Annotated in this window: 17 protein-coding genes; 7 read left to right on the top strand and 10 right to left on the bottom strand. The window is 70.7% G+C overall.

Annotated features, from left to right (window positions below; genetic code table 11):
- Window positions 1–45 precede the first annotated feature (45 nt).
- Window positions 46–2,679 carry a discoidin domain-containing protein gene (locus tag QSK15_RS09700; protein WP_285793829.1) on the top strand — a complete coding sequence of 878 codons (2,634 nt, stop codon included), beginning with the start codon at window positions 46–48 and terminating at the stop codon, window positions 2,677–2,679.
- A gap of 58 nt (window positions 2,680–2,737) precedes the next feature.
- On the opposite strand, the gene QSK15_RS09695 is transcribed toward QSK15_RS09700, so the two are convergent.
- From QSK15_RS09695 to QSK15_RS09670, 6 genes are read right to left on the bottom strand one after another with little or no spacing between them, the layout of a single operon-like run.
- A complete protein-coding gene (locus QSK15_RS09695; protein WP_285793828.1) occupies window positions 2,738–3,094 on the bottom strand; it encodes a DUF202 domain-containing protein in 357 nt (118 codons plus the stop codon).
- A 17-nt stretch (window positions 3,095–3,111) separates the two neighbouring features.
- The gene (locus tag QSK15_RS09690; protein ID WP_285793827.1) at window positions 3,112–3,507 is read right to left on the bottom strand and encodes a YidH family protein; all 396 of its coding nucleotides are present in this window, start codon (window positions 3,505–3,507) and stop codon (window positions 3,112–3,114) included.
- Window positions 3,477–4,889: a sulfatase family protein gene (locus tag QSK15_RS09685; RefSeq protein ID WP_285793826.1), complete on the bottom strand. Its 1,413-nt coding sequence runs from the start codon at window positions 4,887–4,889 to the stop codon at window positions 3,477–3,479. Before QSK15_RS09685 ends, QSK15_RS09690 begins: the two co-directional genes overlap by 31 nt.
- Window positions 4,890–4,911: 22 nt before the next feature.
- Window positions 4,912–5,910, bottom strand: coding sequence for an aliphatic sulfonate ABC transporter substrate-binding protein (locus QSK15_RS09680; RefSeq protein WP_285793825.1), 999 nt, complete (start codon window positions 5,908–5,910; stop codon window positions 4,912–4,914).
- On the bottom strand, window positions 5,907–6,689 hold the full coding sequence (locus QSK15_RS09675; protein ID WP_285793824.1) for an ABC transporter ATP-binding protein: 783 nt from the start codon (window positions 6,687–6,689) through the stop codon (window positions 5,907–5,909). The genes QSK15_RS09680 and QSK15_RS09675 overlap by 4 nt, the downstream gene beginning before the upstream one ends.
- A complete protein-coding gene (locus QSK15_RS09670; RefSeq protein WP_285793823.1) occupies window positions 6,686–7,501 on the bottom strand; it encodes an ABC transporter permease in 816 nt (271 codons plus the stop codon). Before QSK15_RS09670 ends, QSK15_RS09675 begins: the two co-directional genes overlap by 4 nt.
- Window positions 7,502–7,826: 325 nt before the next feature.
- On the opposite strand from QSK15_RS09670, the gene QSK15_RS09665 reads away from it, so the two are divergent.
- Complete coding sequence (locus QSK15_RS09665; protein WP_285793822.1) at window positions 7,827–10,253, top strand: family 20 glycosylhydrolase; 2,427 nt, start codon at window positions 7,827–7,829, stop codon at window positions 10,251–10,253.
- 94 nt (window positions 10,254–10,347) lie between these two features.
- Window positions 10,348–11,535 carry an ROK family transcriptional regulator gene (locus QSK15_RS09660; protein WP_285793821.1) on the top strand — a complete coding sequence of 396 codons (1,188 nt, stop codon included), beginning with the start codon at window positions 10,348–10,350 and terminating at the stop codon, window positions 11,533–11,535.
- 17 nt (window positions 11,536–11,552) lie between these two features.
- Here the strand turns inward: QSK15_RS09660 and QSK15_RS09655 are convergent, their stop codons facing one another.
- The 3 genes from QSK15_RS09655 to QSK15_RS09645 are packed head-to-tail and all read right to left on the bottom strand — an operon-like array spanning window position 11,553 to window position 14,304.
- A complete protein-coding gene (locus tag QSK15_RS09655; protein WP_285793820.1) occupies window positions 11,553–12,395 on the bottom strand; it encodes a class II fructose-bisphosphate aldolase in 843 nt (280 codons plus the stop codon).
- 8 nt (window positions 12,396–12,403) lie between these two features.
- Complete coding sequence (locus QSK15_RS09650; protein WP_285793819.1) at window positions 12,404–13,300, bottom strand: SIS domain-containing protein; 897 nt, start codon at window positions 13,298–13,300, stop codon at window positions 12,404–12,406.
- Entirely contained in the window at window positions 13,276–14,304 is a 1,029-nt protein-coding gene (locus QSK15_RS09645) for a 1-phosphofructokinase family hexose kinase (RefSeq protein ID WP_285793818.1), read from the bottom strand. The genes QSK15_RS09650 and QSK15_RS09645 overlap by 25 nt, the downstream gene beginning before the upstream one ends.
- A gap of 385 nt (window positions 14,305–14,689) precedes the next feature.
- Here QSK15_RS09645 and QSK15_RS09640 point away from each other — a divergent pair, with 385 nt between their 5' ends.
- From QSK15_RS09640 to QSK15_RS09630, 3 genes are read left to right on the top strand one after another with little or no spacing between them, the layout of a single operon-like run.
- Window positions 14,690–15,763 (top strand): right-handed parallel beta-helix repeat-containing protein, encoded by a 1,074-nt coding sequence (locus QSK15_RS09640; protein ID WP_285793817.1) that lies wholly within the window; start codon window positions 14,690–14,692, stop codon window positions 15,761–15,763.
- Window positions 15,764–15,777: 14 nt separating this feature from the next.
- On the top strand, window positions 15,778–18,135 hold the full coding sequence (locus QSK15_RS09635) for a family 20 glycosylhydrolase (protein WP_285793816.1): 2,358 nt from the start codon (window positions 15,778–15,780) through the stop codon (window positions 18,133–18,135).
- Window positions 18,132–18,254: a hypothetical protein gene (locus QSK15_RS09630; RefSeq protein WP_285793815.1), complete on the top strand. Its 123-nt coding sequence runs from the start codon at window positions 18,132–18,134 to the stop codon at window positions 18,252–18,254. Before QSK15_RS09635 ends, QSK15_RS09630 begins: the two co-directional genes overlap by 4 nt.
- A gap of 61 nt (window positions 18,255–18,315) precedes the next feature.
- Here the strand turns inward: QSK15_RS09630 and QSK15_RS09625 are convergent, their stop codons facing one another.
- Window positions 18,316–19,101 (bottom strand): helix-turn-helix domain-containing protein, encoded by a 786-nt coding sequence (locus tag QSK15_RS09625; RefSeq protein ID WP_285793814.1) that lies wholly within the window; start codon window positions 19,099–19,101, stop codon window positions 18,316–18,318.
- A 48-nt stretch (window positions 19,102–19,149) separates the two neighbouring features.
- On the opposite strand from QSK15_RS09625, the gene QSK15_RS09620 reads away from it, so the two are divergent.
- Window positions 19,150–19,995, top strand: a complete 846-nt coding sequence (locus QSK15_RS09620) for an SDR family NAD(P)-dependent oxidoreductase (RefSeq protein WP_285793813.1) — start codon at window positions 19,150–19,152, stop codon at window positions 19,993–19,995.
- The last annotated feature ends 112 nt before the right edge of the window (window positions 19,996–20,107 follow it).

The following is a 20,107-nucleotide window of genomic DNA, read 5'->3' as shown; positions in this document are numbered from 1 at the left end:
GCTATGCACCCACCCTCATCGACGACACGGTCACGGCGGCGCGTCGTGCCCACCATCGTTCTGGGTCTGATCGCCGGTGCCGTCGCGACGGTCGGGGGCCATCCGGCCCCGGCCGGCGCGGCGGTCCCGGCGGACCCGACCTACACCGACGCCGCCGGTCTGGTCTTCCCCGGTGTCCAGCCGGGGGCGGCGACGGCGTCGCTCTCCGGCGGCAGCTTCACGCTGGCCAACGCGGCGCTGTCGACCACGTGGAGCGTGCAGGGCGGCACGGTGTCGCTGACCCGATTCGACAACCGGGCGGCGAACGCCACAGTCCCGATGAGCCTGCGCGGGCTCTTCACCCTCACCCTGGTCGACGGCAGCACCATCACGACGGCGAACACGACCGTCTCCGCCGGACCGGTGGTCAGCGACCTGGCGGCGAACGCCGGGTCGGCACGACTGGCCGAACGCTTCGCCGGCAAGGCGGTCACCACCACCTTCCGGTACGGCGGCGGCACCCGGACGCTCGACGTGCAGTGGCAGGTACGGCTGCGCGGTGGGGCCAACTCGGTGCAGCACAGCTTCACCGTGCGCTCGGTGGCCGGCACGTTCGACGTGACCTCCCTGCGTCTGGTGGAACTGGGCCTGGCCAACGCCCGGGTGCTCGGCAGCGACGACGGCAGCCCGGTGGTGCACGGCGCGGCCGGCAACGAGACGGTGTTCGTCGGCATCGAGAACCCGATGGCGAAGGCCACGGTGAACGGGTCCGCCGTCGACATCGCGGTGCCCCGCGCCGGTGACCTCACCGCCGGCACGTCCTGGGTCTACACCGCCTCCACCGGTGTCTCCCCGGCCGGGCAGCTACGCCGCTCGTTCCAGTACTACCTGCAACGCGAACGGGCCCACGACCGGCGGACGTTCCTGCACTACCAGAGCTGGCTGGACCTCAAACCGCCCGGCGAGGTCATCGACAGCGCCGAGCTGACCCGGGCCATCAACCTGTTCGGCACCCAGCTGCGCAACCGGGGGGCCACCATCGACAGTTTCTGGGTCGACGACGGGTGGGACTATCTGCGTACGCCCCGGGTCGACGAGACGAACCTGAACGTCTGGTCGTTCGACCCGACCCAGTTCCCCACCGGCTTCGCACCGCAGAAGGCCGCCGCCGCACAGTACGGGGCCTCGATGTCGGTGTGGATGTCACCCTTCGGCGGGTACGGCACCAGCGCCGCCACCCGCCAGGCCATCAACGCGAGCAAACCCGCCGAGCAGCGGTTGGAGACGCACAGCGGCGGCCAGTTCAAACTCGGCGGCGCCCGCTACTACGACCGGTTCCGGTCGGTCGCCTTCGACATGATGGACAACCAGGGGGTACGCGGCTTCAAGCTGGACGGCATCGGCGGCGGGCTCTACCAGTCCGGCCCGAACGCCAATTACATCGCCGACTACGAGGCCCTGCTCGGGTTGACCGGCGACCTGCGCGCGCACCAGAAGGACGTGTTCGTCAACGCGACAGTCGGCACCTGGGGCTCGCCGTACTGGTTGTGGTACACCGACTCGATCTGGCGCGACGGGCACGACGCGGGCCTGGTCGGTGCGGGCAGCGCACAGCAGCGCTACGTCAACTACCGCGACTCGGAGACGTTCCGCAACAACACCAGGCAGAACCCGCTGTTCCCGATCCCGAGCCTGATGAACCACGGGATCATCTTCTCCGACCGGACACCCCAGTTCACCGCCGACTACGACCTGACCAAGCCCAGTGTCCAGGCCGAGGTGTCGCAGGACATCCGCGCCTACTTCGCGCTCGGGCTCAGCCTCCAGGAGCTGTACGTCCGCAACACGCTCGTCGACGCGAACCGGCCGGGCGCGGCCTGGTTCTGGGACACCGTGGCGGCCAACGCCCGGTGGGCGCGGGCCAACCAGGGACTGCTCAGCGACGTGCACTGGGTCGGCGGCGACCCGGCCGCCGGGGCGGTCTACGGCACCGCCGCCTGGAACTCCTCGGCCGGCGCGTCGAAGGGGATGCTGATGCTGCGTAACCCGTCGGCGTCCGCGCAGAGTTTCACCGTCAACCCGCAGACGGTCTTCGAGCTGCCCGGCGGCACCCACCAGCGGTACCGGTTCACCGAGCGCGACGGGCGGCGCGGCGGCTTCGTGTCGGGCCCGGCCGCACCGGTGAGCATCACCCTCGCCCCGTTCGAGGTCGCCGTCTTCCAGGCCACACCGACCGACGAGCCGATCGGCGGCGGGGACAGCCCGCTGCTGCCCCGCACCCGGTGGACCGCGACGGCGGACAGCGTGGAAACCGTCGGCGAGAACGGCGTCGCCGCCAACGCCATCGACGGCAACCCGGCCACCATCTGGCACACCCGCTACGTCGGCGGGGTCGCCGCCATGCCGCACCAGATCACCATCGACCTCGGCGGCAACCATCGCGTCGACAGACTCGACTACCTGCCCCGTCAGGACGGCGGCACCAACGGCACCATCGCCGACTACCAGATCCTGACCAGTACCGACGGCACCACCTGGACCCAGGTCGCCGCCGGCACCTTCGGCGGCGGCAGCACAGTGAAGACAGCGGTCTTCGCGCCCACCACGGCCCGGCAGGTACGCCTGCGCACCACCCGCGCCGCGAACGGGGCCGGGTACGCCTCCGCCGCCGAGATCAACCTGTACGGATCGACGGCCTGACCGGTACCGGCCGTCCCGGGGCGCCCCTATCGCCGCCCCGGGACGGCCTCATCCCACCTCACCTGGCGAGGACATGGGCGAGGACCGCCACGCCCCCCGCCACCACCAGCACGTTGCCGACGGCCAGCAGGGCGGCGCCCTCCGGGTGGCCCAGGTGCGCGGGCAGCCGTACGGTGCGATACCGGCGTCGAGCCAGCACGGCCACCGCGGCGGCGAGCGGTGTGCAGGCCAGCACGATCCCCGCCGCGATCGGATGACGGGGCACCAACTCCCGGCCGACGACCAGCAGCACGGTCGCGGTCGCCAGCGCGGTGCGCAGCCACGCGAGCAGGGTGCGTTCGGCCTGCGCCCCCCGGTCGGCGAGACGCGGCGGCCCCGGCAGATCAGCACCGGACGTCAGACCAGTACCGGACATCGGACCAGCACCGGACATCAGATCAGCACCACGACGACGATCGTCACGCCGGCCACGAGCACCCCCGCCGCCGACACGGCGACGACGGGGGTGGACGGTAACGGCAACTGGAGCCGCAGCGCCCGTTCGTTGCGGCTCCACCGGGGAAACGCCTCGGCGGTCACCCCGACGGCGAGCACCGCCAGCACGACCGCCGCCCACTGCGAGCCGTCCGCACCGAAGGCCTTGACCGCCGCGGCGGCCACCATGAGACCCAGCGCGGTCCGCAGCCACGCGAGGAACGTGCGCTCGTTGGCGAGGGTGAAGCGCGGGTCCGGTTCGGTGCCCACCCCGTAGACGTGCCGTGGCCAGCGGCGGTCGGCTCGTCCCGTCGGCTCCTCCGTCACCCGGTGACCGGGGCCGACGGCTGCCACGGGGTGTCACCACACTCCCGCTGGACCCGGGCCAGCTCCTCGGTGAGCGTCGTCCGGATCCGCGCGTACGCGGGGTCGTCGTAAACGCTGCGCATCTCCCACGGATCGGCCCGCAGGTCGAACAGCTCCCACTCCGGCTCCTGTGCCGTCGCGGAGGTGCCGGGCAGCCCCAGCCCGTCGGCGTAGTAGTAGACCAGCTTGTGGTCGTGGGTGCGTACGCCGTAGTGCGCCCACACGTGGTGCTCGTCGTCGTCGTGCTCCCAGTAGCGGTAGTACACCGACTGCCGCCAGTCGTCGACGTCCCCGCCGCGCAGCAGCTGTCGCAGTGAGCGTCCCTGCATGCGCGGGTCGGCCGGCACGCCGGCGTAGTCGAGGAACGTCTGGGCGAAGTCGACGTTCATGGCGAGCGCGCCGGTGGTGGAGCCGGCCGGGATCTCCGCCGGGTAGCGGATCAGAAACGGCATCCGCAGCGATTCCTCGTACATGAACCGCTTGTCGTACCAGCCGTGGTCACCGAGGAAGAAGCCCTGGTCGGAGGTGTAGACGACGATGGTGTCGTCGGTCAGCCCGTGCTCGTCGAGGTAGTCGAGCAGGCGGCCCACATTGTCGTCGACACTGGCGACGCAGCGCAGATAGTCCTTGATGTACCGCTGGTAGGTCCAGAGCGCGGCCTCGTCCGGGTCCAGGTGTGGCGGCAGCATCTCCTTGATGTCGTTGGCGGTCAGGTCCCGGTCCACCCGCATCCGGGCGGCCCGGGCGGCGGCGGCGTGTCCCGAGTGGTCGTCGTCGAACGAGCCCGGTACGGCCACGTCGTCGACGTACATGTCGCGGTGTTTGTCGTCGGGCTCCCAGTTGCGGTGCGGGGCCTTGTGGTGCACGAGCAGGCAGAAGGGGCGCTGCTGGTCGCGCTGGTCGAGCCAGTCGACGGCCAGGTCGGTGATGATGTTCGTGCAGTAGCCGGGACGGACCTGCTCGGTGCCGTCCATGCCGATGAACACGGGGTCGCGGTAGCGGCCCTGACCGGGCACGACCTCCCAGTAGTCGAAACCCCGGGGGTCGTGCTCCGGGCCGTGCCCGAGGTGCCACTTGCCGACCAGCGCGGTCTGGTAGCCGGCACGGCGCAGCAGCTCCGGGAAGACGAGCTGCCGGTTGTCGAACTCGGTCGACAACGTCTGCACGCCGTTGACGTGGTTGTAGGTGCCGGTGAGGATGGTGGCCCGGCTGGGCGCGCAGAGCGAGTTGGTGCAGAAGCAGTTCTCCAGCAGGGCGCCGCCGGCCGCGATGCGGTCGATGTGGGGCGTCTCGTTGATCTTGCTTCCGTAGGCGCCCACCGCGTGCGCGGCGTGGTCGTCGGCCATGATGAAGACGATGTTGGGCCGCACGGGTTGGTCCTTTCTCACCGGTTCAGGACGCGTACGCGGCGGCGTCGTAGTAGGCGCTCGGGTCGACCACGTTCGGCAGCTTGCCCAGGTCCTTGAACAGACCGTTGAGGCCGGTGAGCCAGCCCGCGACGGTGCCGTCGGTGGACTTGGCGGCGAGTTCCGCCGAGGGCAGGAACCGGGCGTTGGTGGCTTCGGCGCGCAGCTGATCGACCGGTGCCGACTTGAGGAACTTCGCGGTCACCTCGACGGCACGGTCCACGTCGGCAGCCCGCTCGTCGTTGGCGGCGCGCAGCACCGCGAGCACCTTCTTGACCAGCTCCGGCTTGCCGGTCACCACGTCGTTGCGCCCGACGTAGGCGGACGGAAAGCTGATGTCGGGGTAGAAGTCCTCGTTCTTGGCCAGCTCGATCAGGTCCGGCACCCGCTTCTTGATGGTGCCGATCAAGGGGTACCAGATGCCGGCCGCGTCGATCTGGCCGGACCCGAACGCGGTGACCACCGTGCTGGCGTCCATCGTGACCTTCTCCACGTCGTCGATGGAGAGCCCGGCGCGCCGCAGGGCCAACCGGACGATCATGTCGCCGGAGGTGCCCTCCGGCACGCCGACCTTCTTGCCCTTGAGAGCGGCGACGGAGGTGATGCCCGGCTTGGCGATGACCCGGTCGGCGAAGCCGAGCGAGTTGATGGCGATGACCCGGGCCTTGCCGGAGGCCGGCAGCCACATCGCACCCGGGCCCAGGTAGCCGAAGTCGAGGTCTCCGGCGCCGAGCGCCTGCACCTGAAGGGGACCGTTGGTGAAGACCTTCAGGTCCGGCTTGAGCCCGTGCTTGTCCCACAGCTTCTTGTCGTCGGCGATCGCCATGAGGCTCGCGCCGGTGAAGTCGGCGATGTAGCCGAGCTTCACCGGTTCGCTGGCGGAGCCGCCGGATCCGGACTGGTCGTCGCCGCAGGCGGCGAGGGCCGTGGTGGCGCCGAGACCGGCGATGCCGGCCAGCACGGCGCGACGGGAGAGAGGGCTCATCGGGATGCACCTTCCTGAGGGGTCTGGTGGTAGACGGCGCGCCAGACCCGATTGCGGATCCGGGAGAATTCCGGGGAGAGACGGACCGCTTCGGTTCGCGGGTACGGCAGGTCGACGTCGATGACCTCGTGCACCCGACCCGGACGGGCGGCCATGACGACGACCCGGTTGGCGAGGTAGACGGCCTCGTCGACGTCGTGGGTGATGAACATGACCGTTCGGCGCTCGGTGCCCCAGGTGTCCAGCAGTTGGTCCTGCATCTGCACCCGGGTGAGGGCGTCGAGGGCGCCGAAGGGTTCGTCCATGAGCAGGACGCCGGGGTCGACGGCGTACGCGCGGGCGATGGCGCACCGCTGCCGCATGCCACCGGAGAGCATCCGGGGCAGCGCGTCGGCGAAGTCGCTGAGACCCACCAGGTCGATGAAGTGCTGCGCCCGCGCTCGCCGTTGTGCCCGCCCGACCTTGGCGATCCGGAGACCGAACTCGACATTCTCGCGGACCGTCAGCCAGGGGAACAGCGCGTACTGCTGGAAGATGACGCCGCGTTCCGGGCTGGGCCCCCGCACCGGTCGTGAGTCGACGAGCACCTCACCGCTGGTGGGTTCGACCAGGCCGGCGGCGATGTTCATCAGTGTCGACTTGCCGCAGCCGGACGGGCCGACCACTGTGACGAACTCGCGGTCGGCGATGTCCAGGTCGACCTCGCGCAGCGCGTGGAACGGTTTGCCGCCCACCTCGAACGTGCGGGTGGTGGCGCGGAAGGAGATCTTCTCGGTCATCGGCGTTCCTGCCATCCGGTGAGGCGCTTCTCGGCGGCGAGCAGGAGCCGATCCATGAGCAGGCCGAGCACGCCGATGGTGATCAGGCCGACGAAGATGCTCGGCAGGTCGTAGTAGATCTGCGCCTGCTGCATCCGGTAGCCGAGGCCTTCCTGGGCGGCGATCAACTCGGCGGCGACCAGTGTCGCCCACGCCGCGCCGAGGCCGACGCGCATGCCGACCAGGATGAACGGGGTGGACGCGGGGACGACGACCCGGCGGAACACCACGGCGTCGTTGGCGCCGAGCACCCGGGCGGCGTTGATCATGGTGCTGTCGACGCTCACCACTCCCTGGAACGTCGACACGACGCAGGACAGGAACGCGGCGAGGAAGATGACGAAGATCTTCGGGGTCTCCCCGATGCCCATGAGCAGGATGGCCAGCGGGATGACGGCCAGCGGCGGGATGGTGCGAAAGAACTGCACGTAGGGCTCGATCAGCCCGCGCGCGGTCCGGTACCAGCCCATGAGGAAGCCGACCGGGATGGCGAGTGCGCTGCCGAGCGCGAAGCCGATGAGCACCCGGCGCAGGCTGGCCAGGCTGTCGTCGAGCAGGGTGCCGTCCATGGTCAGCTCACCGGCGCGGACGGCGACCTCCTGCGGCCCGGGAAGGCCCGAGACCCCGATCCGGGCCAGCACGGTCCAGATGCCGACGCCCAGTGCGACGGCGAGCACGTTCCACACCAGCAGCGGCACGGCGCGGCGCGGCGGCGACGTCGCAGGGGTGGTTTCCGGACCTCGGGGTGGGGACTGGTGCACGTCTATCGCCACGGTGGTGCTCCGTAGCCCAGCTCGGACATGGGGCTCCTCTCCGGTCGGCGGCGCTGAAGGTAAGCGAATCTTTGGCGACGGCACTATTCATGTCAACCCTTCGGACTAAAAAGCCCGAGCTGGGAGCGGTGCGGCAGTTCATAAGATGTCCGATGTCTGGCCGGCAGCCTAGGGGTGGCCGGGCCGCCTGACAACGCCCGGCCACGACCGGACCGGGCCGCCGGTTTATGTCCGGGGCATTGACTAAATTGGACGGCGTCAGCAGACTGCGGCGTACCCGAGCAACCAGTCCCCCGGCGAACCGGGCGACGGACAGAGGAGTCCCATGTCGATTCCGCGCTCCCCCCACACCACCGGATCCAGACGCCGCTTGGCCGCGGCGAAGCTCGCCCTGGTGATCGCCGCGTCGCTGCTCGCGCCGCTCACGTCCGGCAGCGCAGCCATGGCCGCGCCGGTGAACCTGGCCCGCACCGGCACCGCCACCGCGTCGAGCGTCGAACTCGACCGCGCCGACTTCGTCGCCACGCGCGTCAACGACGGCGACCGCAACACCCGCTGGTCCTCGAAGTACCAGGACGACAACTGGGTCCAGGTACGCCTGGCGTCCGCCGCCCGGGTCGACCACGTGGTGCTGACGTGGCCCAACGCGTGCGCCCGTGACTTCTCCCTACAGACCTCGACCGACGGCGCCGCCTGGACCACCGTCACCCGCCTACAGCGCGACACCTGCCCCCGCACGGACGTCATCGCGGTGAACTCGGCCCAGCCGGTGTCCTACGTACGGATGCAGGGGCACCAACGGTGGGCCGCCTACGGCTACTCGATCTCCGAGTTCGAGATCTGGGACAGCACCGCACCCCCGCCGGCACCCTCACTGGGCCTGCTGCCCAAACCGGTGTCGCTCGCGGAGAACGGCGGCACGCCGTACACGCTGAACCCGAACACGCCGGTCGTCGCGGTCGGATCGCAGGCCACCGCGCCCGCCACCTACCTCGCCGGGCTGCTCCGCCCCGCCACCGGGTACGCCCTGCCGGTGGTCACCCAGAGCACCGCGCCCGCGCCCATCGTCGTCGACGTGGGGGCCGGCAAGGGTCCGGTCGGGCACGCCGCCGAGGGATACCGGCTCGTCGTCACCACCGGCACGGTCCGGATCAGCGCCGACACGGCCAACGGCGCGCTCAACGGGGTGCAGACGCTGCGCCAGCTCCTGCCCCAGTGGGTGGAGTCCGACACCGTCGTGAACACCGCGTGGACGGTGCCGGCGGTGACGATCTCCGACTACCCGCGCTTCGCCCACCGCGCGATGATGCTCGACGTCGCCCGCAGCTTCTATCCGGTGAACGAGGTCAAGGCGTACATCGACAGCGCGGCGCAATACAAGATCAATCGTCTGCACCTGCACCTGACCGACGACCAGGGCTGGCGGATCGCCATCGACAACCCGACCAGCAACCCGGCGGGCATCGACTACGGCCGGCTCACCTCGGTCAGCGGGCGCACCGCCATGACCTACAACGACAGCGGTCAACTGATGGGCACCGAGCTGGGCATCACCGGCTTCTACACCAGGGCCGACTACGCCGAGATCGTGCGCTACGCGGGCCTGAACGGCATGACGGTCATCCCGGAGATCGACATGCCGGGGCACACCAACGCGGCGCTGCACGCCATCCCCCAGCTCAACACGGCCGGCGCCCAGCCCAAGCCGGCGCCCGGCCAGCAGACCGCACCGGCCAACGGCACCGGCAACGTCGGCTACTCGACGCTCGACTCGGCCAGCGCGACGACGTACGAGTTCGTCACGCAGGTGCTGACCCAGATCGCCGCCATGACGCCGGGGCCGTACCTGCACATCGGCGGCGACGAGGCGCACGTGACCAGCCACGCGAACTACACCACGATGGTCGACGCCTTCACCGCTACCGTCGCGTCGCTCGGCAAGACGGTGGTCGGCTGGAACGAGTACGCCGGCACGGCGCTGCCCCGCGACAACGCCGTGGTGCAGTACTGGAACGGTGACCGCACGGCGGTGAGCAACGCGGTGACCGGCCGCGGCGCCCGGGTCGTCCTCTCCCCCGCCGCCCACACGTACGTGCCACAGAAGCAGGATTCCCGCCAACCACTCGGCGGCTCGTGGGCCTGCGGTGGGCCGTGCGGGCTTGACCGGCACTACAACTGGGACCCGGGCACCTTCATCCCGAACATCGCCGAGACCAGCGTGCTCGGGGTCGAGTCGGCCCTGTGGGGCGAGTTCATCCGCCGGGTCGGCCAGGCGCAGTACTACAGCTTCCCGCGCCTGATCGCCACCGCCGAGGTGGGGTGGACGCCGCAGGGGCAGCGCAACTACGCCGACTTCACCACCCGGCTGTCGGTGGCCGGCGGGCGGTTGACGGTCGAGGGGGTCAACTTCTTCCCCACGGCCGACGTGGCGTGGCGCAAACAGGCGATCGGCCGGTCCGCCGCCGTCGTCGTCGGCGCACCGGTCGGCGCCACCTGGACGGTCACCGCCCCCGGGCTGCGCAGCACCGACCTGGCAGCCACGGTCACCTGGAGTGACGGACGCGTGGAGGCGTTGACGCCGACCGCGACGCGCGAGCCGAGCATCCCGGCGATGCAGATCAACAGCGCGTTCACCGTCGTGTCCCGGCGCACGTTCGGTTCGGCCGGGACGTACACCGGGACGTTGTCGGTGCGCTCGGCCGGGCTGGCCCCGGTCCAGGCGGCGCTGACCGTCACCGTCCGCGCCAACTGACCGCAGGCCGGCGCCGCCGGGGGGGCGGCGCCGGCCTCCGCGGGTTACGTTGCCGCGACGACACCCGAGAGCAGGCGTCGGTCATGATGGTGCCGTGATCGAACGTCCGGATGCCATGCAACGTGTGCGGCTGGCGCACACGGAGGCGCTGCTGGCCCAGCTCCGCAGCGCCGGCCCGCTCAGTCGGGCCGACCTCATCCGGCTGACCGGGCTGTCCCGCACCACCCTGTTCGACATCATCGGCGACCTCATCGCCCGCGGTGTGGTCGTCGAGCGGGAACCGGCGCTGTCCGGCCAGCGGGGTCGGGGACGGCCGTCCACGACCGTCAGCCTCAATCCGTCCGCCGGCCGGATCATCGGCATCGACCTCGGACGGGTGACGATCACCGTCATCGTCGCCACCCTGGGGCACGACATCCTGGCCCGGGGCAGCCGCCCCATCACGCTGGCGGCGGGGCCGGCCCGGCGCGCCAACGCCGCGATCAAGCTGATCGACGACCTCGTGCAGGAACACGACATCGATCTGCGCGCGCTGGAGGCGATCGGCCTCGGCCTGCCCGGCCTGGTGGCCGGCCGGGAGCGCCCCGCGGGCGGCCGCAGCCCGTCGGTGGCCGCGAAGCAGGTCAGCACACGCATCCAGGACCGGTACGGCGTCGCCGTTGTCACCGACAACAACTCGCGGTTGGCCGCGCTGGCCGAGGGCACCTGGGGAGCGACCCGGGACGTGCGGGACGCCATCTACGTCCGGTGGAGTGACGGCGTCGGTGGCGGGCTCATCGTCGACGGCCGACTCGCCCGGGGTGCGAACGGCGCGGCCGGCGAGATCGGCCACGTCAGCGTCGACCCCGACGGGGACCCCTGTCCCTGCGGTGGTCGCGGTTGCCTGGAACTGCTGATCCGTCCGTCGGCGCTCATCGAGCAGTGCGCCCGCCGTGGTGTGCCAGTCGCGGACCCGGCCGACCTGGTGGCCCGGGCACTCGCCGGCGAGCCGACCGTGCAGGACGTGGTGCGGCACGCCGCGACGATGCTCGGTCGCGTCCTGTCCGGGATGGTGGTGCAGTTGGATCCGGGCAAGGTGGCCATCGGCGGCACCCTGGCCCACGCCGGCGAGGTGGTGCTCGGACCGGTCCGCGCGGCGATCGCCGAGCTGGCGATGCCCCGGCACACCCGCCGCCTGGACGTCGTGCCGGCCCAGTTCGGCGACGAGGGCGGTGCCCTGGGCGCCGTCGCGGCCGCGTTGCGGCTCAACCTGTCCGAGCCCGCACCGACCTTCCCCGCGTAGCCCCCGAGGGGCAGCGGCTACGACGCTTCGGGCAGCAGCGTGAGCAGCCGCTGCACAGCCTCGGTCACCGCGTCCCGGCCGGCAGCGAGATACCGGCGCGGGTCGCGGGAGTGCGGCAGGACGCCACGGACCGCGTCGGTGAACGCCACGTTGAGGGCGGTACCAACATTGATTTTCACCATGCCGTGACCGACAGCGGCGCGGATCTGCTCCAGCGGCACCCCGGAGGAGCCGTGCAGGACCAGCGGCACCGGCACGGCCTCGCGGATCGCGGCCACCAGGTCGAGATCCAGCGAGGCGGTCCGGTCGGCCATCGCGTGCGAACTGCCCACCGCGACCGCCAGCGCGTCGACGCCGGTCTCGGCGACGTAGCGGGCGGCCTCGGCCGGGTCGGTGCGGACCCCGGCGGTGTGCGCGCTGGCCGGGGCGTCCGGTTTACCGCCGACGTAGCCGAGTTCGGCCTCCACCCACAACCGGTGGTCGTGCGCCCACTCGGTCGCCTTGCGGGTGGCCGCCACGTTGGCGGCGTACGGCAGCGCTGACGCGTCGACCATCACGGAGCTGAAGCCGGCGTCGGGCGCCCGCTCCAGCAGGGTCGTGTCGTCGACGTGGTCCAGGTGCAGCGACAGGGTGGCGCCGGACAGCCAGGCGACCTCGGCCGTCGCCGCGGCGATGGCCGACACGCCGGAGTGGTAGCGCGCGGCGTTCTGACTGATCTGCAGGATCGCCGGTCGGCCGGCCCGCTCCGCCGCGGTGGCGATGGCCTGGGCGTACTCGATCGTGATCACGTTGAACGCGAGCACGCCGGTACCGGCCGCCTTGGCCGCCGCCACCAGGTCGGCGGTGGGTACGAGGGTCATCAGCGGCCTCAGGCGACCGGCGCGGTGAGGACGACGGACCGGGTGAGCAGCCGGGGCTGGTCCGGATGCAGACCGCGACGCGCCGCGAGCTCGACAGCGAGCCGCTGTGCGGTCGTGAGGTGCGCCATGGCGTCGATGTCCTCGTGCACCACGATCGCCCCGGTGGGGGCCAGGTCGTCGAGGAGGCCCGGCGCCACCGGCCCGAAGATCCAGACCACGGACCGGTGGTCCACCACGCTGATCGGACCGTGCCGGAACTCCATCGCCGGGTACGACTCGGCCCACATCTGTGCCGCCTCGCGCAGTTTGAGGGCGGCCTCGTGCGCCACGCCCACCGTCCAGCCGGTGCCGAGGAAGGTGAACTGGTCCCGACCGACAACGGCCGGGTCCAGTGGCGTGCCGAGCTGGGTCCGCGCCTGGTCGATCGTCTCGGTCAGGTCCGCACCGAGGCCGGCGCGCCAGAGGGCGAGCGCGGTCGTGGCGAAGCGGGTCTGCACCACCGACTGCTCGTCGGCGAAGTCGAGGACGACGCAGTCGCTCACCAGCCGGGTCACCGGCCGGTCGGCGTCGGTGGTGAGCACTGTCGAGCGGCTGCCGGGCGGCAGCTGCTCAAGGAGTCGGATCACCTCGGTGGTGGTGCCGGAACGGGTGATGGCGACGACTCGGTCATAGCGTCGCCCGGCGGGGAATTCCGAGGCGGCGAAGGCGTCGGTCTCCCCCTGGCCCGCCGACTCCCGCAGCGCCGCGAAACTCTGGGCCATGAAGTACGAGGTGCCGCAGCCCACCACGGCGACCCGTTCGCCGGGCTGGGGCAGTGCCTGCGCCACGCCCGGTCGGGCGACCAGATCCACGGCGCGACGCCACGTCTCGGGCTGGGAGGTTATCTCGGCGGCGACGTGCGACACGATTCCTGCTCTCTGTCGGTGCGGTGCTCTTCCAGGTGTTCGACAGTGGTTCCGGGCAGCAGCCGGGAAGCCACGACGGCGTCGTACTCGCCGGCCCACCGGCAGGCGACGGCGGCCGCCGAGACGGCCGCGCCTCGGGCGAGGACGTCCCGCCAGGGCGTGCGGGTGAGCAGCCCGTACGCGAGCACGGCCGCGAGGGCGTCACCGGCACCGGTCGGGTTGCCGGCCATCCGTTCGGGCGCGCGGGCGCTGTAGGCGGCCCCGCCGTTGACCGCCACGAAGCCGTCCGCGCCACGGGAGACGACTCCGGCGACGGCACCGAGCCGGACGAGCCGGTGCGCCACCCGCACGGCGTCGTCGCGGGTGCGCACCGGGCGGCCGAGCAGCTCCGCCGCCTCGTGGACGTTGGGTTTCACCAGCGTCGGCGCGGCGGCCAGCGCGTGCCGCAGCGCGGCACCGTCGGTGTCCACGATGGTCTGGGCCCCGCCGGCCCTGGCGATGGTGACGAGATCGCGGTACGCGGTCTCGGGGACACCCGGTGGCCGGCTGCCGGAGAGCACCACCACCCGTGCCGCCCGGACCCGCTCGGCGAACTGCTCCCGGAACGACTCCCACTGGGCGGCGGTGACGCGCGGCCCCGGTTCGTTGAGGACTGTCGCCGTGCCTCGCCCGAGGACGGTCACCGTCCGGCGGGTCTCCGTGTCGAGGCGGGTGAATCGCGCCGGTACGCCGGCCGTCGCCAACTCGGCCTCGATCCGCTCGCCGGCGGCGCCACCGGCCAGGCCGAGGACCATCGTCTCGGCGCCCAGCTGCCGCAGGACCCGGGCGACGTTCAGGCCCTTGCCTCCGGCACGGGACACCACGTCCGTCACCCGATGGGAGGTGTCCGGCACCAGGTCGGGCACGGTGTAGGTGACGTCCAGGGCCGGATTGAGCGCCACCGAGATGATCAGGTCGCCGCGCGCCCGGGACTCCGGCGGACCGCCATTCAGGTCTCGTTTCATGTCCGCCTCTTCCGGAAGATGCCAACCATACGAGCACGCATGATCTTTCGTGACATCCAGATGCCAGAATCAATCAGGATGTTGCAGACCCTAGGATCTGGCCCCGGCGGCGTCAAGGTCGGCCGTGAGCACTCCAACACCGTCACCTCCAATACGGGCACCACATCGGGAGAGCGTCACGGCGTTCGGGCAGCCCCGGCGCAGAGGGCTCCGACCGGGCAGGAATTTTGCATCAACTTGCACGGGTCGCCACCGAACCGAAGGCCGGGCGGCGACGCGGGACGGCCGCCGGGGCAGGGAACCGCTCTCTTGACGGGCGTCGATATCGCTCGTAAGTTCGTCCGACATCTGACGTAGGACATTCCCCACTGTCCGAAGGACATCTATGACCACACGCCTCCCCCGCCGCGCGGTCGCGCTGGCGGGCGCCGCCGGCGCCCTCGCCGCCGTCGTCCCGCCCGGCCGCGCCGACGCCGTGACCGCCTCGACATCCCTGCCGGTGCTCGGGGTCTCCGACGACTGGAACGCCGTCCTGGCCCGTACGCCTCAGGTGCAGCTCGCGCCCGGCGCCACGTACACCCTCTCCGCGCCGGCCGCCCTGCCCGACCGTTGCCTCATCGTCGGCAACGGCGCGACCGTCACCGTCCCCGACGACCAGAGCAGCGCGCTGTCCATCGTGGGCCGCAGCGGCGTCACCATCAGCGGCGTCCACTTCCTCGGACGCCAGGCCAGCCCTGTCGGCTCCGCTCCACAGTTCGCGCACGTCGCCGTCCGGATCAGCCGCAGCACCGGCGTACGGATCCTGGACTGCGACTTCACGAACTGGCGCGGTGCCGGCCTGGCGATCACCGGATCGGCGGCGGACGACTACTTCGGCTACCGGCTCAAGGTGAGCGGCAACGCCTTCCACCGCTGCTACTTCGGTGCCTCGCTGGCCGACCGCAGTGAGTACTCGCAGTTGACCGCGAACAGCTTCACCTCGTGCCGGCTCGCGATCTGGAACTCGTCGGGGAACTGGACGATCAACGGCAACGTCGTCGTCGGCTGCTACGGCGCGTACTACTCGTTCGCCCAGACCAGCCCGTACGGGGCACTCGCCAGTGACAACTGGGGGCACGGCAGCCTGACCGGCAACACCGTCAACCACAGCAACGGTGGCGTCCCGGTGCGGTGGAGCACCGCCCTGTCGTTCCCGATCGGCGGGGTCGAGCGTAACCCGGGAACCGGCGTTGTCGTCGACGGTGTCCTGCCACCGACTTTTACCGGCAACACCCTCTGGTACAGCGACATCCGCGCCACGAACCTGCTCGGCACCCGGTGGCTGCTCTCCGGGTGCACGCTCTCCAACCTCGCCGTCACCTGCGCCGGCACCGTCCCGGTGCACCTGGTCGGCACGCAGTCCAACAGCGGCACCGCGCCCCTGTTGCAGGGCAACGTCAAGGATCTCCTTCCGCTCTGAACGATCGGGGGTACGTGACCGTGTTCTCCTCCCACAAGCGGCTTCTTCCTCTCCTCCTCGCCTCAGTGCTGGCCGGCGTGGGGCTCGGTGTCCCGTCGGCGGCGCGGGCGGCCAACCCGACGCCCCAGGTCGCGCCGAGCGTCCGGGAGTGGACCGGAGGGACCGGCGTCTGGACGCTGGCCCCGTCGTCCCGGATCCTGCTCGACCCGGCACACGCCGCCCAGTTGTCACCAGCCGCGACGGCGCTGCGCGTCGACCTCGGCGCGATCAGCGGCGCAGACGTACCTGTCGTCTCGTCGGCGACGCCCGGGGCCGGCGACATCCTGCTCACCCTGGCGAACACCGACGCCGGCATCGGGGATCAGGGCTACCTGCTGACCGCCGGCCCGACCATCGTGATCCGCGCGAACGCGGCGGCCGGCGTGTACTACGGCACCCAGACCCTGCTGCAAATGATCAAACAGAGCGCGACGAGGACGACAGTGCCGACGGGCACCATCCGGGACTACCCGCAGTTCCGGGACCGGGGAGTGATGCTCGATGTCGGCCGGCACTTCTACGAGATGGACTACCTCGAGAACCTGCTCCGCCGGATGGCGTGGCTACGCCTGAACACGCTGCGCCTGCACCTCACCGAGTGGAACGGCTTCCGGCTGCGCAGCGACCGGTACCCCGGTCTGGCCTCGGCGCAGTCCTACAGCAAGGCGGACCTGCGCCGGTTGCAGGACGTCGCCAAGCGGTACCACATCACCATCGTTCCCGAGATCGACCTGCCGGGGCACGCCACGGCGATGACGACCTACGACCCGACCATGCGGTTCTCCTGCCCGTCGATGGACTACGCGCCCTGGCCGGGCGGTGAGAGGGGCGGCTGGACGCTGAACCTGACAAAGGACAACGCCCGGACGTTCGTGATGAACCTGCTGTCGGAGTTCGTCCCACTGTTCGACGGCCCCTACTTCCACATCGGCGGCGACGAGTACCAGACCGACGCCGCCAAGAACTCCTGCCCCGAGCTGGTCAGCTACGCGCAGGCGCGCGGCTTCCCGTACCCCGGTGACGTCTTCACCGAGTTCATGAACCTGATGAACGACAAGGTGCGCTCGTACGGCAAGACGGCCCAGCTGTGGAACTGGTGGGAGACGAACGGCCAGCAGACCAGCATCAAGCCGGCGACCACCATCGTGCTCACGCCGTACACCGGGTCGCTGAACTACTTCTACAACCTGGGTTACACGGTGGTCGGCGTGCCGGAGAGCACCCTGTACGTGACTCCGGGCCTGAACCTCTACGTCAACACCAAGAACGTCTACGAGAGCTGGGCGCCGGACCAGAACGCCAAGGTCAACGGGTACCAGATGGCCCGCTGGTCGGACGCCGTGGAGTACCAGACCGACGAGTGGTTCGACCAGTACGCGAAGCGGCCGACCGAGGTCGTGGCGGAGCGCCTGTGGGGCGGCCCCCGGTCGAGCACCGTGGAGGCGTACTTCGCCCGGGTGGACGCGATCGGGGACGCCCCGGGCGTGCCGAGCGTGGTCCAGGTCAACGACAACACCACGGGGACCGGCGACAACCAGTTCAGCTACGCGGGCACGTGGTCCTACGGGGCCAACGGCAGCCAGCAGTTCCAACGCGACGACCACTACAGCAGCACGCTCGACAGCGCCTACCAGGTGCGGTTCACCGGCAACAAGATCAAGCTCTTCGCCGCCCGGGCGGCGAACCACGGCCGGGCGGGCGTCTCGATCGACGGTGGCCCGGAGACGGTTGTCGACCTGTACTCCCCGACCCGGGTGGACCAGGCGATGGTCTTCACCAGTGGACAGCTCGCGCAGGGCCCGCACGTCCTCAAGGTGCGGGTGCTGAACAGCAAAGACGGCAGCTCGTCCGGTACAGCGGTCACGGCGGACAAGGTCGAGGTGTCCCGGGCGGCGACCCCGGCCGCGGTGTTCGACCCGGCGACCGAACACCGCGTGGTCAACCGCAACAGCGCCAAGGTGCTCGAAGTGCCGGCGGGCAGCGGGGAGGGCGCGAACGCCATCCAGTGGTCGGGCAACGATGCGGCACATCAGCGCTGGACGCTCGTCGAGGCCGGCGGCGGCTACCACCGCATCGTCAACCGCAGCAGCGGCAAGGCGCTGGACGTGCCCGGCTCCTCCACGGCCGACGGGACGAACGTCGTGCAGTGGACGTACCACGGCGGTGCGAACCAACTGTGGAGCGTCATCCCGGTCGGCACGAACTTCAAGATCATCAACAGGAGTTCCGGCAAGGCGCTCACCGTCGCCAACGCCGCTACCACCGACGGCGCCGCCGTCGTCCAGTCGACCTACCGCGGAGGTACCGAACAGCAATGGACCATCACCCGATGAACGGCCGGTGGACGGCGGCCCGGGCGGGCACCGCCGCGACCGTCGCCCTGCTGTTCCTGCTCAGCCTTCTGGTGGCTCCGGTCCACCAGCACCGCCGTGGCGGAGAGGGGCAGCCTTGACGCGGCCCGTCCCCAGACGCCCTTGCCTGCTTGGCCCCTCCGTGCGGCCTGTCGACTGCAATCAACACAGGCTGTTGAGGGCGTCGGCGGAGGGACTGCCCGGCTCCGCGTGGTAAGTGATGATCGTTTGTTCTTCGGCGCCAGCGATCGACAGTGCTTGGCGTCGAAGCGTCAGGGGGCCCACGAGCGGATGCACGAACCGCTTGATCTCATTCTGTACCGGTCGTACGTCATGGTTTTCCCAGAGACGCCGGAAGTCGGCGTCCATCAGCATCGAGGAGATGAGCTCGGCAGTCGCGGGATCGCGAGGGTCCCCCTCTGCGCGCAGCGCGGCAGCGGTCTGCACGGCGATCTCCTGCCAATCGAGCAGGAGGCCGCGGGCATCATTTTCGAGGAACACGTCCCGGACGAGGTTGCGCCCAGGCGTGTACATCGGCGAGAGCGCCATGGCGAGCTTGTTGGCTGCCAGGACGTCGAAGCCGTGGTTGCGCACGTACGCCGGGGTCGTGCCCCAGGAGTCGATCAGCTGCTGGACGTCCTCGCCAACCTGGCGGTGCCCCTCGACCGCCGGAGACGGGGCGGCCAGCGCGTACAGGTGCGTGGTCTCGTGCCGGTCCAACCGCAGGGCGATCGCCAGGGCGCGCAGCACCTGGGTCGAGGGGTTGCGATCCTTCCCCTGCTCCAGCCGGGTCAGGTAGTGCTGGCTGATCCCCGCGACGCGGGCCAATTCGTCTCGGCGCAGGCCGGGCACGCGCCTGCGTCCCAAGGACCGCACACCCGCCTGGTCTGCCGTGACCCGCCCACGACGCGCTTTCAGAAAATCGCCGAGGAGGTTCTGACCACTCACACGTCGGAGCCTAGCCCTGTCAGGGTGCTGGCAGCCCACGCTGGGCTGATGGATCGTCACGGCATGAAAACATGGTTCATCACCGGCGCGTCCCGCGGCTTCGGCCGGGCCTGGGCCGCGGCCGCGCTCGCCCGGGGAGATCGGGTCGCCGCAACGGCACGCAACAAGCAGGCCCTCGATGGCCTGATCGAGGCGTACGGCGACAGGGTCCTGCCTCTCGTCCTCGACGTCACCGACCGCTCGGCCGTCTTCGCGGCCGTCTCCCTGGCCACCGAAGCGTTCGGCACCCTGGACGTCATCGTCAACAACGCCGGCTACGGCTTGTTCGGCATGATCGAGGAAACCACCGAGGAACAGGCCCGCGCCCAGATGGAAACGAACTTCTTCGGGGCTCTCTGGGTGACCCAGGCCGCGCTGCCAGTGCTGCGGGCGCAAGGCAGTGGTCACATCATGCAGGTGTCCAGCATCGGCGGCCTCGCCGCCTTCCCCACTCTCGGGCTCTACAACGCGTCGAAATGGGCGCTGGAGGGCCTCAGCGAAGCCCTCGCAGCGGAGATCGCGCCGCTGGGCGTCACGCTGACGATCATCGAACCGGGACCGTACGCCACGGACTGGTCCAACGGCTCGGCCGTGCACACCGACCCCATCGCGGCCTACGAACCCGTGCGCGAAGCGCGCCGCGCCGGCGCGGCCGCCCGCACGCCTGCCGAACCCGCCGTCACGGCGCAGGTCATCCTGGCTCTGGCCGACACCGCCCAACCACCCCTGCGCCTGTTCCTCGGCCCCTATCCGTATCCGGTAGCGGAGCAGGTGTACCGGGATCGGCTAGCGACGTGGCACGAGTGGCGCTGGCTCGCCGAGCAGGCAGTGCCAGCCCGGGAGGAGAAGGCGTGATCGAGCGCCGTGGCCCTGGCGGAGGCGCTGAACACTCTGGCGCACCGCCAAGGGCCCCGGGGTAGACGCGTTACTGCCCCAGCGAGGACCGCGTCGCAGGACGCCGCGGGCT

The organism is Micromonospora sp. NBRC 107095 (assembly GCF_030269705.1).
GTDB classification, from domain to species: Bacteria; Actinomycetota; Actinomycetes; order Mycobacteriales; family Micromonosporaceae; genus Micromonospora; species Micromonospora parva.
Note: the sequence above shows the minus strand (reverse complement) of the source record. Positions and strands in the feature narration are given on the sequence as shown.

What these genes read in the sequence shown, in the direction of transcription:
- QSK15_RS09620 (WP_285793813.1), top strand. Translation starts at nt 19,150, where the DNA reads ATGGATCGTCACGGCATGAAAACATGGTTCATCACCGGCGCGTCCCGC.
- QSK15_RS09630 (WP_285793815.1), top strand. Translation starts at nt 18,132, where the DNA reads ATGAACGGCCGGTGGACGGCGGCCCGGGCGGGCACCGCCGCGACCGTC.
- QSK15_RS09680 (WP_285793825.1), bottom strand. Translation starts at nt 5,910, where the DNA reads ATGAGCCCTCTCTCCCGTCGCGCCGTGCTGGCCGGCATCGCCGGTCTC.
- QSK15_RS09645 (WP_285793818.1), bottom strand. Translation starts at nt 14,304, where the DNA reads ATGAAACGAGACCTGAATGGCGGTCCGCCGGAGTCCCGGGCGCGCGGC.
- QSK15_RS09655 (WP_285793820.1), bottom strand. Translation starts at nt 12,395, where the DNA reads ATGACCCTCGTACCCACCGCCGACCTGGTGGCGGCGGCCAAGGCGGCC.
- QSK15_RS09640 (WP_285793817.1), top strand. Translation starts at nt 14,690, where the DNA reads ATGACCACACGCCTCCCCCGCCGCGCGGTCGCGCTGGCGGGCGCCGCC.
- QSK15_RS09695 (WP_285793828.1), bottom strand. Translation starts at nt 3,094, where the DNA reads ATGTCCGGTACTGGTCTGACGTCCGGTGCTGATCTGCCGGGGCCGCCG.
- QSK15_RS09665 (WP_285793822.1), top strand. Translation starts at nt 7,827, where the DNA reads ATGTCGATTCCGCGCTCCCCCCACACCACCGGATCCAGACGCCGCTTG.
- QSK15_RS09675 (WP_285793824.1), bottom strand. Translation starts at nt 6,689, where the DNA reads ATGACCGAGAAGATCTCCTTCCGCGCCACCACCCGCACGTTCGAGGTG.